This is a genomic window from Chlorobium sp. KB01 (assembly GCF_001975465.1).
Taxonomy (GTDB): domain Bacteria; phylum Bacteroidota; class Chlorobiia; order Chlorobiales; family Chlorobiaceae; genus Chlorobium.
Map to the genome: position 1 here is coordinate 64,468 of NZ_MPJE01000023.1, position 13,849 is coordinate 78,316.

13 protein-coding genes and 1 pseudogene are annotated in these 13,849 nt (G+C 50.5%); 12 read left to right on the forward strand and 2 right to left on the reverse strand.

Features of this window, described 5'->3' with window-relative positions; translation table 11 throughout:
- The first annotated feature begins 62 nt into the window (after positions 1-62).
- The 3 genes from BOO20_RS02140 to BOO20_RS02150 are packed head-to-tail and all read left to right on the forward strand — an operon-like array spanning position 63 to position 2,243.
- The gene (locus BOO20_RS02140; RefSeq protein WP_076790055.1) at positions 63-527 is read left to right on the forward strand and encodes a DUF4293 domain-containing protein; all 465 of its coding nucleotides are present in this window, start codon (positions 63-65) and stop codon (positions 525-527) included.
- Positions 508-1,545, forward strand: a complete 1,038-nt coding sequence (gene pdxA, locus BOO20_RS02145) for a 4-hydroxythreonine-4-phosphate dehydrogenase PdxA (RefSeq protein WP_076790058.1) — start codon at positions 508-510, stop codon at positions 1,543-1,545. Before BOO20_RS02140 ends, pdxA begins: the two co-directional genes overlap by 20 nt.
- The gene (locus BOO20_RS02150) at positions 1,542-2,243 is read left to right on the forward strand and encodes a cell division ATP-binding protein FtsE (RefSeq protein WP_076790060.1); all 702 of its coding nucleotides are present in this window, start codon (positions 1,542-1,544) and stop codon (positions 2,241-2,243) included. Before pdxA ends, BOO20_RS02150 begins: the two co-directional genes overlap by 4 nt.
- A gap of 86 nt (positions 2,244-2,329) precedes the next feature.
- Here BOO20_RS02150 and BOO20_RS02155 read toward each other — a convergent pair whose 3' ends face one another.
- A complete protein-coding gene (locus BOO20_RS02155; protein ID WP_076790063.1) occupies positions 2,330-3,766 on the reverse strand; it encodes an amidohydrolase family protein in 1,437 nt (478 codons plus the stop codon).
- A 272-nt stretch (positions 3,767-4,038) separates the two neighbouring features.
- On the opposite strand from BOO20_RS02155, the gene BOO20_RS02160 reads away from it, so the two are divergent.
- The 4 genes and pseudogenes from BOO20_RS02160 to BOO20_RS12680 all read left to right on the forward strand — a co-directional run.
- Positions 4,039-4,266, forward strand: coding sequence for a ParD-like family protein (locus BOO20_RS02160; protein WP_040433591.1), 228 nt, complete (start codon positions 4,039-4,041; stop codon positions 4,264-4,266).
- Positions 4,266-4,544 carry a type II toxin-antitoxin system RelE/ParE family toxin gene (locus tag BOO20_RS02165; RefSeq protein ID WP_076790066.1) on the forward strand — a complete coding sequence of 93 codons (279 nt, stop codon included), beginning with the start codon at positions 4,266-4,268 and terminating at the stop codon, positions 4,542-4,544. The genes BOO20_RS02160 and BOO20_RS02165 overlap by 1 nt, the downstream gene beginning before the upstream one ends.
- A gap of 112 nt (positions 4,545-4,656) precedes the next feature.
- Positions 4,657-4,845, forward strand: a complete 189-nt coding sequence (locus BOO20_RS02170; protein WP_076790069.1) for a hypothetical protein — start codon at positions 4,657-4,659, stop codon at positions 4,843-4,845.
- A gap of 60 nt (positions 4,846-4,905) precedes the next feature.
- Positions 4,906-5,052 (forward strand): annotated as a pseudogene (locus BOO20_RS12680) (hypothetical protein); the annotation flags it as partial.
- Positions 5,053-5,534: 482 nt separating this feature from the next.
- On the opposite strand, the gene BOO20_RS13020 reads toward BOO20_RS12680, so the two are convergent.
- A complete protein-coding gene (locus BOO20_RS13020) occupies positions 5,535-6,758 on the reverse strand; it encodes a DUF2442 domain-containing protein (RefSeq protein WP_233120852.1) in 1,224 nt (407 codons plus the stop codon).
- Positions 6,759-6,887: 129 nt separating this feature from the next.
- Between BOO20_RS13020 and BOO20_RS12685 the strand changes: the two genes are divergently transcribed.
- From BOO20_RS12685 to BOO20_RS02200, 5 genes are all read left to right on the forward strand, one after another.
- On the forward strand, positions 6,888-7,181 hold the full coding sequence (locus BOO20_RS12685; RefSeq protein WP_144277100.1) for a hypothetical protein: 294 nt from the start codon (positions 6,888-6,890) through the stop codon (positions 7,179-7,181).
- Positions 7,182-7,188: 7 nt separating this feature from the next.
- Positions 7,189-8,640: a DUF3375 domain-containing protein gene (locus BOO20_RS02185; protein WP_076790075.1), complete on the forward strand. Its 1,452-nt coding sequence runs from the start codon at positions 7,189-7,191 to the stop codon at positions 8,638-8,640.
- Complete coding sequence (locus BOO20_RS02190) at positions 8,640-9,275, forward strand: DUF4194 domain-containing protein (protein WP_076790079.1); 636 nt, start codon at positions 8,640-8,642, stop codon at positions 9,273-9,275. The genes BOO20_RS02185 and BOO20_RS02190 overlap by 1 nt, the downstream gene beginning before the upstream one ends.
- Positions 9,268-12,636, forward strand: coding sequence for an ATP-binding protein (locus BOO20_RS02195; protein ID WP_076790104.1), 3,369 nt, complete (start codon positions 9,268-9,270; stop codon positions 12,634-12,636). The genes BOO20_RS02190 and BOO20_RS02195 overlap by 8 nt, the downstream gene beginning before the upstream one ends.
- Positions 12,633-13,849: Wadjet anti-phage system protein JetD domain-containing protein (locus BOO20_RS02200; RefSeq protein ID WP_076790082.1), on the forward strand; the 1,217-nt coding region annotated here is incomplete at its 3' end. The genes BOO20_RS02195 and BOO20_RS02200, both read left to right, overlap by 4 nt.

The window sequence follows — 13,849 nt, forward strand, 5'->3', positions numbered from 1 at the left end:
ACACTTTTCTCCTGATTATGTATATTCGTTGAACTTACTGACTAAATTAACCGACACAACCCATGTTAGCCAGAATTCAAACCATCTACCTCTTTCTTGCGGGCCTGCTGGCCATCGTGAGCATGATGTTCCCCTTCTGGAGCTTCAGCACCGCAACACTCTTTCTTGTAACCGATTTCACTGCATATCCGGAAGCCGGCATCATGCAGGTCACCAGCAACTATGCCGCCGGCATCTTTTCGCCACTGACCGCCATCGTTGCCCTTGCCTCAATCTTTCTCTATAAAAAAAGAGATCTCCAGAAAAAACTCATACTGCTCGGCATGATGCTCTTTGCCGCCGACCTGCTCTCCGGCCTTGCCGCAGCGCACTTTCTGAACCAGTATTTCAACTGCACCTGCACTACCTTCTCTCACAGACCGGAAGCCGGTTTATACCTGCTGCTGCCGGAACCGGTTCTTTTCTGGCTGGCCCTTGGCGGAGTAAAAAAGGATGACAAGATCGCCAATGCATATAAGAGACTCTGAACGATGCCGGATTGTCTGGTCCATCGGTGACCCTCACGGCATCGGTCCGGAAATCATTCTGAAAAGCTTTTTGAAACTGGAGCAATCAGGCCACTCTTTTCTTGTTTGCGGCTCCTGGAGTGCGATGGAGTATTACCGGAAAAAGCTTGACCTGCCGGTAATACTCCTGAAGGTTGACGATAAATCAGAACTCCAGAGTGTCGGCACCGTTCAGTCCGGCATTCTGACCGTACTCTCGGTAGCTGAGCCCGAATCCATCACCCCCGGACTTCTCTCGGCTGATGCCGGAAAAGTTGCCATGGAGTCGCTCCGGGCCGCAGCAGAGCTCTGCCGCAAGGGCTTGTGCGACGCACTGGTGACTGCTCCGCTCAACAAGGAGGCAATCGCACTTGCCGGCTTCATGGAGTCAGGCCATACCGGGTTCCTCGGCAGCATGTTCGGCGTTCACTCACCCTGCATGATGTTTTTTGATCCCGTCAAGGAGCTCAAAGTCGCCCTTGCCACGATTCACATACCCATCAAAGAGGTGCCGGAATTGATCCGGGAGATGGACCTTGATACCTTTCTTCTTGATCTCAACCAGTCACTGAAAACCGATTTCAGGATTGCCTCGCCCCGCATCGCCCTGCTTGGACTCAATCCCCACGCTTCCGACGGCGGAGTTATGGGCCATGAAGAGGCGGAGATCATCCGGCCCGCAGTTGAGAGGCTCTCGAATCGCCTCCGGATAGAGGGGCCATTCCCCGCTGACGGATTTTTCGGAGCAAAAAAATACTGCAACTACGATATTGTGGTTGCCATGTATCACGACCAGGGATTGCTCCCCTTCAAGGTGCTCGCATTTGACACCGGAGTTAACGTCACACTCGGACTGCCGATTGTACGAACATCACCTGACCATGGCACCAGTTTCGATATTGCAGGCAGGGGAATCTCTTCCGAACGGAGCATGTACGAAGCAACGAGAGTTGCCGTCAGGATAGCACAAAACCGAAAACAAACCGCCATCTCATCATGATCTCATTTATCGACACCGAGCTCGAACTTGATAAAAAAATACTCTTCAAAAATCTGAACCTCACCATTGAGTCCGGAGAGCTGGTCTATATTGTCGGCAAAAGCGGCAGCGGCAAAACAACCCTGCTCAAATCGCTCTACATGGATGTGCGCCCGAAAAAAGGAGAGATCCGCATTGCCGGATTCAGCTCCCGAACCATAAAAAAACGGCAGATTCCGCTCCTTCGCAGAAAGCTCGGCATTGTGTTTCAGGAGTTCCGACTGCTCGAAGACCGCAGCGTCTATGACAATCTGGCTTTTGTGCTCAAAGTAACCGGTACAAAAGAAAAACTGATCAAGGATATGGTCATGCATGCGCTCGGAAGCGTGGGACTTGAGTACGCAGCCAAACAGATGCCCATGAAGCTCTCCGGAGGAGAACAGCAGCGCATCTCCATAGCCCGGGCACTGGTGCGCGAACCCCTCGTCATCCTTGCCGACGAACCGACCGGAAATCTCGACCCCGACACCTCGCTCGAAATTCTCGACTACCTGAAACGGATCAACCAGAAGGGGATCGTTGTTCTTGTCGGCACCCACGACTATGAACTGGTCCGCCACTCCCCCTCCAGAACCCTTCTGATCTCCAATCAGAACCTGGTTGAAACCACCATCGAACCCTCCGCCACAGGCTTCCGCCCGGCACTCACTGCCGGGTGATTCGGAATTTTGATTGAGTCATCTCAGCCCGATTCCCGACCGGGCCCGGAATCGGGGAGTACGAGATTATATCCGGTGTGAGAATATCACGCAAGATAAAGAAACTTCATCGCATTGGTATGGCACAACAGCTCCTTCTCTACAAGAGTCAGTGCCTCCGTTTCAGCAAAATATTCCAGATATGTACTGTACTTTTCGATATTCATCAGATTGATCATGAAATCCGAGCCGAAAATGATTTTTCTGATCAATCGCTTCCTCTCGTCGGCACCGAAACGATCGAGAAAGAGCTTCAGCTTGCTATAAATTTTCTCATCAACCCCCTGGTAAGAAATATCCGTGTACACATTGTCGTAAATCAGGAGGAATTCGGCAATCCTCTCGCGCCAGTCATCTCTTTCAACCCCTCCGAAATGGGCAAGATTGAGACGCAGTTTATTATATTTTTGCTGCTCTAAAACCTTCGCCCATTTAAACGGGCTGGCAAACTCCCGGTATTTTTGGTCAACAAGGAATCCGCCGTCACTGCAATGTGCCGTTATGGGAATGTTTCGCTCTATGCAGAAATTATAAAGGTACTCAACCTTCTCCCGTTCTCTTTTCAGCTCCCCGTCGTCCGTATACCCTTCTTCAATCTTCTCCGGCCAGGGGTTGAAGCCCAAGGGAGGATAGACTTTGATGCCGATAAAATCATGAGAACCGATTGACTTGATATTGCCATCAAATTTGCTCCGGTCACGCTGCGAAAGATTACGATACCGCATTTCAGGAGTCGTATCGTCAGCGAAATCACGAAAATTAGTTGCCAGAAGATCCTCAAGCAAGCTCGGAGGACCATCAATGAACGGGAATGATTTTAACCGGTAATTCCGGGTATTGATACCCATAAAAGGGTGAATCTCAAAAAGAGGCGGAACCGGAGTACCTGTTGATTTAATGTAGGATTCCCGATAGAGATAATAGTCCCTGATTCCAAGAAACAGATCCTCAACCTGAGCGACAATCGGCTTCCAGCGGACTTTATAGGGAGATTTCGATTCCTTGTAGTTCTTCAGACCGAAATCCATGATAAGGGGAGTCAACACGATTTTGTCATATACCTTCTCTTCACAGTCACCATACAGGATCACGCCTCTCCTCGTTTCAAATTTATTTCTCAGCTCCTCCTCCAGTTGGATCAGACAATCACCAATGTCCGTTTCCATCACGGCAAGGAGATTCATAGTATTGGCGACCTGTTCCTTGAGTATCCCGGTAAGAACTCTCCTGGCAGAGGGGAAAAGCAGAAACAGTACCGCCGCGATCAACCCGACCACTAAAACAATCAACAGAATAACCAGTAGCGGCAGGAAAAGCAGAAAGCAAATAAGGATTTTTACAACAAGAGGCAATGCAACCGCTTTTTCGATATACCGGATAAGCTTTTTTGGCATTGCCTCACTGAATGTCCTCTTGATCATCGCCGTAAGATTGGGATGACTCAGGTTCATCATGTGGCAATGGGAATCAAAAAAGACAGCCATGGGCTTCTCCCGATTAGATTCACAGGAATGGAATATGTTTAACGCTCCCTGTGCAGCTTCTATTGACTCACAAAAAGTGTTTACCTTGCTAAAAAAACGCGTTTCTAAAGTATAATAAACAATTTCAGGCCGTCAAAACAGAGCCAAACGATGGAGTAGGGTGAAAAACAGCTGCAACACCTCATCCCCCAGCTCAGAGTGGTTCTGCGGGATTTGTTTGCCATCCCGATATTCGCTACATTTGTAGTAAAACTATCCAGGGAGAAACCATTATGGGAATGCCGGTACGAATAGATGATACCTTGTACGGACAAGCAAGAGCCCAGGCCAGGGCCGAGCATCGGACAATTGCCGGACAGATTGAGTTTTGGGCAATGATCGGACGGGCAGCTCTCGACAATCCGGATTTGCCAATCGATTTCATTCGGGATCTGCTGATTGTGAGGGCAGAAGGTAAGGAGAACTCAACACCATTTATCCCGGAAGGGAATCGTTCCTGATGAACAGTGACATTCAGGTCTATCAAAGCACTCTTTTCAGGCGTGCCTACAAGAAGCTGCACCCGAATCAGAAGGCTGATGTTGATGATGCCATTACTGAAATCATCAAAGACCCGAGTGTAGGTGAACCCAAAAAGGGTGATCTGGCAGGTGTGTTTGTCTATAAATTCAAATGTAACGGCCAACTAACCCTGCTCGCCTACGAGTATGATGCCGCAAGCCGTCTCCTGCTTCTTTTAGGCTCTCACGAAAATTTTTACAGGGCACTCAAACGGTGATCTTTTCGATTATTGAGTAGATTATGCGGTTTTCTAAAAAAGCGGCAGCTTTAAGTATATTTTACGAGTTTCGGGAATTTGAATTCCGGTCATTTATAGTAAAACAACCATTATGACCAAGCTGCTTGAACAAGCCGTTAATAAAGTCAAAACATTGTCCGATAATGAGCAAAATGCCATTGCCGCATTGATTCTCGAGGAAATTGAGGATGATTTCCGCTGGGACAAAAGTTTTGCGTCAAGCCAGGATACATTGGCAAAGTTAGCCGAAGAGGCTACTGAAGAGATCAACTCCAAATAACTTGCTACGCTTTAAACTAACCCCCCCCCCACTTTTTCCCGAAACGAACCAACCGAAACCAGTAAACTCACTCGCATGACCGCTGAAAAATGCACGATTTACGATAAGTTACGCGTTCATGACCCGAGTCATCATATCCGCCTGGGACAGGAAAAGATCGGGTTCGATTGGCTGGCTGAGGTGTTGGAGGATTTAATGATAGTTTGACATCGAAAGGACGATATTCAAACACAATTAAAAGCTGTTATAAAATCCTTAAAACAATTCAGTCCTTACAACAATGGACAATATGGGTATTCGCTGTATAGCTCTCGACTCACTTTCTTCCAAGGCATACAAAAAGTGCTTTTTGAGCATCAAGATTTAACATATCAATTTGTTCAGAGGCCCAATGATCCCTAATAAAATCAGCCACCTCATTTGCAATAGGATAAACAGTTGAATTATAACACTTCAAGCAACTTTCTGCTTCTGATATTGATAATCCGTATTTCTCCCGCTGAAATCGCCGATTATCCGACAGGCTAAACCAATCAAAATCAAGACACATAACCCATATAGTATTTTGGAATTAAAAGGCTTTTCGCAGAATTTAATGACAGAATTGTGAATATCTTCATAATATTAAAATACATTGGATTTAAAATCGCTCAGGGGAAACCCAACTACCAAATACCAACAATTTCTTGCTAATCCTGCTGGGTAGCAAGTCGAAACCGTTCAACCTTGAATTGCAATGCCCGCCGAGGCGGATTCGGGTAATGATACCCACAAGGCAGCCAATAACTCTTGGATTCTCTTACTTTGGGGAATGTCTCGTAAAACTCGCGTTTGGTCATGATAAAGGTTCCAGCATTTGATACTATGCAAAACCTGTCGTCCATGCCCAGTGACTCAATCACATCAGCTTTGAAGCACAACCTATAGTGTGAGTATTTCGCAACACATTCGTTCAATTCTGCACATGGATCCTCTCCAGCCCCAGGGGCACTGCACTGGTCTGTCTTGTTGGCTGAAAATGCGTATCTATATTCGCCCACCCCGACCGAGATAAGCAACGGCGTGCTGTCCACCAGCCTCAGGAAGTCTTCCCATATTGTTCGATAGATCGATTTGAACTGTTCATAAAAAAATGCAATGACTGTTGGATTGCTCCCGTAACGCTGCCATTCATACTTTGGAAGGTAGAAGTAGTTGCAAGGGTGAATATTGCGAGCAAACCTTCTCACCAGCTCTTTACGATCCCATCGGCGAAAATGGACATCTCTATCTTTGACATCGAAAATATGCGCAACGTGCCATCCAGCCTTATTGATACTTTCCGGTAAACGGACTTGAAACATATGGCTGGGGACTGACTCAATAAATGAATTAAATGATGCATACTGCCGAAAATGACCCGAAAAGAGCTGGTAGTGAATCCACCACGCTGGAGAATTGTCTGTTGGGCGCAACAGCTGGCCAAAATCTGTTGGTTCGATTTGACCACGCTTCTGACCAGCCACATAACGAATGAGAAACAGAGTATCTGCAGAGTCCAGATAGGAACAGAATTGTCTATGGAACTCTTCTACGACAGATGGTAACAGAAGTACATGCTTTGCCCAACCATCGTACAACTCGCCCAGAGTTCCATTGTATGCCGATGGTGCTTCTTTGATTCTTAACGCCGTATTTTGTTCAACCATTTTTTCATACAGGTACTCTGGAGCAAGGTCTGAATCATTTTCCCATCTGATAGTATGGACAACGTCCGAGACTTCGAATTTCCTGAATACGTTGTAATCTTTCAGTTTTTCATACATAGTGCCCCACAGCGCGTCCTTCAGATCAACCACTCCGCTTGCCCCGTTGTTAAACGTAATCTTTATCCGGTACTCCTCTATGTATTCAGCCTTGGTAACTTCTAACATGGTGTTTACTCCAGTGGCGGGTCAAAACGGCCTGTTTTTGAAGTATAACAAACAATTTCAGGCCATCAAAACAGACGACAAAACACTAAAACCCGGTATCAATCATCTGGCTGCCAGTAACTCACCACCTTGCAATCAAAAAAAACTCCTTGCCGGAAGGAAGGTTTCGGATATTTCTTCCTTCACAGAAAGAAAGAAGCCATTCAGACTGGCACCCCGGAAATTCCAATCTGTAACGAAACGACCATTCACGATGCCTGCCAGGTTAGATCTCTCCCTTCAGCCGGGATGACAAAAAGTCGAACGAACGGAGACAAACAAAACAGCAACAAAAGCAAGTCCAAAGAAAACCGGAGAAAAACCTTAACTTCAGCTTTGAATCCTGCCCGTTTTGAGCGGCACTTCTTCCACCAAAATCAATAGCGCACGTTTGGCTCTCGACTACTCCACCCTGAACCTGCTCCGTCAGAACCACCCTGCATGGCGACTGTTGTGCGCCCAGCATGCGCCGCTGATTGCCGGTTTTCTGCACCGGGTCTTTATTGTGCCCAATGTGCGCATCCTCTCGCAGGCGGATCTGGTCGAGGCGCTTGAAGATGAACTGTTTACGTTGCGCCAGCAGCAGGGAGCCGACCCGTTTCCCGGTACAGCGCAAAGCTACCTTAATGACTGGGCCGACAACGACAAGGGGTGGCTGCGCAAATTCTATCCGGACGGAACCGATGAACCTCACTTTGACCTGACTGCTTCAACCGAAAAGGCACTTGCATGGCTGGAAAGTTTGACTGAACGTGCATTTGTAGGAACGGAGTCGCGTCTGCTCACCCTGTTTGAACTCTTGCGTCAGATGAGTACGGGAAGCCAGGCCGATCCTGAAGTGCGCATTGCGGAGCTGCAAAAGCGACGTGACGAAATAGATGCAGAGATTGAGCGCACGCTTGCCGGTGAGATATCGCTGCTTGACGACACCGGCCTGAAAGACCGGTTCCAGCAGTTTCTGCAGATCGCACGTGAACTGTTAACCGATTTTCGTGAGGTAGAGCATAACTTTCGAAGGCTCGACCGCAGGGTGCGTGAACGCATAGCCCTCTGGGAGGGATCAAAAGGGGCGCTGCTTGAAGAGATCATGGGCGAACGTGATGCCATCGCCGATTCAGATCAGGGCAAAAGCTTCCGGGCATTCTGGGATTTTCTCATGTCGCAGTCCCGTCAGGAGGAGTTGAGCCTGCTGCTCGAAGAGATACTCACCTTGCCGCCAATCATTTCAATGCGCCCCGACAACCGTCTGCGTCGGGTTCACTACGACTGGCTTGAAGCCGGTGAGCATACCCAGCGCACGGTAGCACGGCTTTCAGAGCAGTTGCGCCGCTTTCTTGATGACAAGGCATGGCTTGAGAATCGCCGTATCATGGATATTCTGCATGAAATCGAAACCCATGCCCTTGATGTGCGCGAAGATCTCTTCCCTCCAGGTGCATTCATGCCTCTCGACAGTTCATCTGCGGCTATCGAACTTCCTTTTGAGAGAGCCCTTTATCGTCCTCCCTTCAAGCCTTTGATTGCCGGAGTAGCGCTCGATGAAGGGGATGCAGAGATTGATACCGCAGTCCTTTACGCACAGGTGGTGGTTGACCGGGCCGAGCTGCTGCGAAATATACGCATGGAGCTTCAATCGCGCAGCCAGATCACCCTTGGAGAGCTGATTGCGCTTCATCCTCTCTGTAACGGGCTGGCTGAACTGGTTGTCTTGCTGCAACTGGCCAGTGAGTGGCCCCGAACGGCAGTTGATGAAGGAGTAGAGGAACAGATAGCATGGCAGTCAGAAACAGGTATCACCCGGGAAGCAACCTTGCCGTGTATTATACTACTAAGAAACGGATAATGAATTACCATACAGATATTGACCCCAACCGACCGGGTTATCCCGCACAGGAACTTGCCTCTATTGTGATTCCCCTTCTGAAGGGTGTGATCTACCAGGAAGAGAGCCCGATGTTGTGGAGCGCGTTGCTCAACCTCCAGGCTGCCGTTCGGGATTACGTGGCAGTGCTTGGACTTGAATTGACCTTTGACGAGGCGGAAGGATACGCTTTTTTGCGCTCTCGCTCTGAAATCGAAACAGAGGGCACAAACACCGCTCCCCGTCTTATTGCACGCCGCCAGCTCAGCTACCCGGTCAGCCTGCTGCTCGCACTGCTCCGCAAAAAACTGGCCGAATTTGATGCCGGTGGCGGCGACACCCGCCTGATTCTTTCGCGTGACGAGGTGGTTGAACTGATCCGGATTTTTCTTCCCCCCGCAAGCAATGAGGTAAAGCTGATCGACCAGGTCGATGCTGCGCTCAACAAAATTGCTGATCTTGGCTTTATCCGCAGGTTGCGCGGAGAGCGGGGGATGATCGAAGTGCGCCGCATTATCAAAGCCTTTATCGACGCACAGTGGCTGGCCGATTTTGATAAACGACTTGACGAATACCTGCAGCGGCCGGTAAAAGGAATGGAGAAAGATGATGAGTGAAGAACTTGAATTCGGCTTTGTTGGTGATGACCGTCTGGCCGGTTTTCGATTGCAGCGTCTGGAGGTCTTCAACTGGGGCACCTTTGACGGGCGCGTCTGGACGCTGAAACTGGGCGGAAAAAACGGGCTTCTCACGGGAGATATCGGTTCCGGAAAATCGACGCTGGTTGATGCCGTAACCACCCTGCTGGTTCCGGGTCATCGCATTGCATACAATAAGGCGGCAGGCGCCGACAACCGTGAACGCACCCTGCGCTCCTATGTGCTTGGCTACTATAAGTCGGAACGGCAGGAGAACCTTGGCGGCGGCGCCAAACCGGTTGCCCTTCGTGAACTCAACACCTATTCGGTGATTCTCGGCGTCTTTCACAACGAAGGATACGACAAGACGGTAACCCTTGCACAAATTTTCTGGATGAAGGATGCTGCACAACCAGCCCGTCTTTATGCAGTTTGTGAGCGTGACCTCTCCATTGCTGCCGATTTCTCATCGTTTGGCACTGAAATTTCAACCCTGCGCAAACGTCTGCGAGGATCGGGCATCGAGCTGTTCGACAGCTTTCCACCCTACGGCGCCTGGTTCCGGCGGCGATTCGGCATCGAAAATGAGCAGGCACTTGACCTCTTTCACCAAACCGTATCGCTCAAATCGGTTGGAAACCTGACCGATTTTGTGCGCAGCCACATGCTTGAGCCATTCGATGTTGAACCTCGTATTGCCGCCCTTATCCAGCATTTCGAAGATCTCAACCGTGCACACGAAGCTGTTCTTAAAGCCAAACGGCAAATAGAGATGCTTGGTCCTCTGGCAGCCGATTGCGACACGCATCACACTATGGCGCAAAGAGCCGAAGAGCTGCGGGCCTCACGTGACAGTCTGCGCCCCTGGTTTGCATCGCTCAAACTCGACCTGCTTGAAAAACGCCATACCTCGCTGCATGATGAGTTAAGCCGCCATCATATCGCCATTGAGCGCCTTGAAGGCGAGCGCCGAGCCAGGCAGGAACGTGACCGGGAATTGCGCCGAACCATTGCTGAAAACGGCGGTGATCGAATCGAGAGCATCTCCGCCGAGATTCGCCAGAAACAGGAGGAGCTTGAGCGCCGCACAGAGAAGGCCGCCCGATATGAAAAGCTTGTACTCCAGCTCGGTGAGCATCCGGCATCAACTGCCGATGAGTTCCATCTTCAGCGTACCGCCCACGCAACCATGCTCGAAACCACTGCTGAAGCTGAAGCCGGTGTACAGAACGCTCTTAACGAATCGGGAGTCCTCTTTACACAGGGACGCAAGGAGTATGAGCTACTGGGTGCGGAGATCACGAGTCTGAAAGAGCGCATGAGCAATATCGATGAAAAGCAGATTGCCATGCGCCGCACGCTCTGCTCGATATTGAATATCCCGGAGGTTGAGATGCCTTTTACCGGAGAGTTGCTGCAGGTGCGTGAAGAGGATCAGATTTGGGAAGGAGCCATAGAGCGAGTACTCCGCAACTTCGGACTCTCACTGCTGGTGCCTGACCATCACTACCGGAGTGTGGCTGAATGGGTTGACAAAACCCACCTGAAAGGACGTCTTGTCTATTTCCGGGTGCGTCAGCTAACCCGCAGCAGCGAGCAATTGCCGGAACATCCCTCCTCGATGTCACGCAAACTCGCTATTAAAACCGACTCCCCTTACTATGACTGGATTGAACGTGAAGTTGCGCACCGTTTCGATCTGGTCTGCTGCACAACTCAGGAGGAGTTCCGGAGGGAGAAAAAAGCAATAACCCTGTCGGGACAGATCAAATCACCAGGTGAACGCCACGAAAAGGATGACCGCCACCGCCTCGATGACCGCAGCCGCTACGTGCTTGGATGGAGCAATGCCGCCAAAATCGCGGTTCTTGAGGAGAAAGCTGCACAACAGAAAAAAGAGCTTGGCGAACTTGCCGGTCGCATAAGCACGTTGCAGCAGGAGCAAACCACACTCAAGGATCGTCTGAAAACACTCTCCAAGCTTGACGAATATCCCGATTTCCGCGATCTCGACTGGCAGCCTGTAGCATTTGCCATCGCCAGACTCGAAGCGGAAAAGCGCGAACTTGAAGCAACGTCAAATCTTCTGCAAACCCTCACAGAACAGCTTGCTCTGCTCGAAGAGGAGCTGAAGGAGTGCGAACGGCAACTCGACGACAGAAAGGATAAACGCTCGAAAATCGAGCAGAAAATCATCATCAACAGTGAGTCGCAGGAGCAGGCACGTGCGCTGCTTGACGAAGCAGGCGCGGAATCAGCCGAACGCTTCCCCCTCCTCCTGAAGATGCGCACCGAAGCTTTTGGCGACCAGCCGCTGACGGTTGAATCCTCCGATAATCGAGAGCGGGAGATGCGCGACTGGCTTCAGGCAAAAATTGACAGTGAAGACAAAAAGCTCTCACGGCTCGGCGAAAAGATCATCAGGGCAATGACCGAATACAAGGAGGAGTGGAAACTCGAAACACGGGAGGTGGACGTCAACATTGCTGCCGGGTTTGAATATCGATCAATGCTTGCCCAACTCCAGGCAGACGATCTGCCGCGCTTTGAGAGCAGGTTCAAGGATCTGCTTAACGAAAACACCATCCGCGAAGTTGCCAATTTCCAGTCGCAACTTGCTCGCGAGCGGGAAACCATCAAGGAGCGAATTGCACTCATTAATGAATCACTCACAAAAATTGACTACAATCCGGGCCGCTACATCAGCCTCGAAGCACAGATGAACCTTGATTTTGACATCCGGGAGTTTCAGTCGGAGCTGCGTGCCTGCACCGAAGGCTCACTCACCGGATCGGATGATGCCCAGTACTCCGAAGCCAAATTCCTCCAGGTTCGCCGGATCATCGACCGCTTCCGTGGTCGTGAAGCCAGTGCCGACCTTGACCGTCGATGGACGGCCAAAGTTACCGATGTACGCAACTGGTTTGTCTTTGCCGCCAGTGAGCGGTGGCGTGAAGACAACACCGAACATGAACACTATGCCGACTCGGGCGGAAAATCCGGAGGGCAGAAGGAGAAGCTCGCCTATACCGTGCTTGCCGCCAGCCTGGCCTATCAATTCGGCCTCGAATGGGGCGCCGTGCGCTCACGCTCATTCCGATTTGTGGTTATCGACGAGGCCTTCGGACGCGGCTCCGACGAATCTGCCCAGTACGGCCTGCAACTCTTTGCCCAGCTCAACCTGCAACTCCTGATTGTCACGCCGTTACAGAAAATCCATATCATTGAGCCATTTGTTTCAAGTGTCGGGTTTGTGCATAATCAGGAAGGCCGTGCTTCGGTACTGCGCAACCTCACCATTGAGGAGTATCAGACCGAAAAAGAGAGGGCGGTCGAATGAGCTGGACAACCCCGGCTGATCTGAAGTCCCAGGTAGAGAAACTCTGGAATCGGGGCCTCATCCTCTCGGCTTTGATTGGCGGTGAGGAGATATTCCCTCGGCAATTATCCTTGAAAAAGCCGGACTCAAGAGAGTTAAGCGACTCTTTTCCGGAAGTTCGTGACTGGATTGGGCGACTCTCCGGCGCAGCAAAGCACTACCGGATTGTATGGCGCACCGTCAATCATCGCATTCTCGGAACAAATGAAATTCCGGCTGAAATCTGGATTGACACACTGGATGAGGCTCTTGGCTTGATTGGCAAACAGCGTGAAGCCCGGCAGTTTGCCGCTTTGGCAGCACTCACCCGGGAGCAGCAACCGGCACTGATCCACTGGCTTGCAAAACGCCCGCTGCGAGCGTTTGAGCTTAACGAAGAGTGGCCCCGCATCCTTGAAATCGTTGCATGGCGTCGAAATCATTTCCTGCCCTACATCTACCTGCGCCAGATTGACCTCCCCGGAATACACAGCAAATTTATCGAAGGGCACCGGGGCGTACTGTCAGAACTGTTCGATCTCATCCTTCCACCGGAGGAGATTGATACAACAGCCACTGGAGCCAGCGGATTCTGCCGTCGTTACGGCTTTCGGGATAAACCCCTGCGGGTACGCTTCCGAATCCTCGACCCGAAACTGGCACTGCTGCCAACTGAAACCGATCAGGACCTCACCCTGACACAGGAAACCTTTGCAAATCTTGAGATTGGTGTTAGAACTGTCTTCATCACCGAAAACGAAATCAACTTTCTCGCCTTCCCCCCGGTTCCAAATGCAATGGTCATCTTCGGAGCAGGTTACGGTTTCGATAATCTGGCCACAGTCAACTGGCTGCATCACAAAAAAATCCACTACTGGGGCGACATCGACACCCACGGCTTCGCCATCCTCAACCAACTGCGCACCTTCTTTCCTCACGCCGCCTCCCTGCTGATGGAGAGGGAAACCCTGATGCAGCATCAAACACTCTGGGGGGTTGAACCTTCTCCCGAAACCGGAACCCTCACACGCCTGACCACCGAAGAGAACAAGCTCTACGATCAGTTACGCCACAATGACCTCGGTCATCACATCCGGCTGGAACAGGAAAAGATTGGTTTTGAGTGGCTGGTTGAAGCGTTGGGGGCGTTGGGGGCGTTGGGGGCGTTGGGGGCGTTGGGGGCGTTGGGGGCGTT

Bases quoted from the DNA above. Each gene is read 5' to 3' on its own strand.
- BOO20_RS02195 (WP_076790104.1), top strand. From the start codon at position 9,268: ATGAGTGAAGAACTTGAATTCGGCTTTGTTGGTGATGACCGTCTGGCC.
- BOO20_RS02190 (WP_076790079.1), top strand. From the start codon at position 8,640: ATGAATTACCATACAGATATTGACCCCAACCGACCGGGTTATCCCGCA.
- BOO20_RS02140 (WP_076790055.1), top strand. From the start codon at position 63: ATGTTAGCCAGAATTCAAACCATCTACCTCTTTCTTGCGGGCCTGCTG.
- BOO20_RS02165 (WP_076790066.1), top strand. From the start codon at position 4,266: ATGAACAGTGACATTCAGGTCTATCAAAGCACTCTTTTCAGGCGTGCC.
- pdxA (WP_076790058.1), top strand. From the start codon at position 508: ATGCATATAAGAGACTCTGAACGATGCCGGATTGTCTGGTCCATCGGT.
- BOO20_RS02155 (WP_076790063.1), bottom strand. From the start codon at position 3,766: ATGGCTGTCTTTTTTGATTCCCATTGCCACATGATGAACCTGAGTCAT.
- BOO20_RS02170 (WP_076790069.1), top strand. From the start codon at position 4,657: ATGACCAAGCTGCTTGAACAAGCCGTTAATAAAGTCAAAACATTGTCC.
- BOO20_RS02160 (WP_040433591.1), top strand. From the start codon at position 4,039: ATGGGAATGCCGGTACGAATAGATGATACCTTGTACGGACAAGCAAGA.
- BOO20_RS13020 (WP_233120852.1), bottom strand. From the start codon at position 6,758: ATGTTAGAAGTTACCAAGGCTGAATACATAGAGGAGTACCGGATAAAG.
- BOO20_RS02150 (WP_076790060.1), top strand. From the start codon at position 1,542: ATGATCTCATTTATCGACACCGAGCTCGAACTTGATAAAAAAATACTC.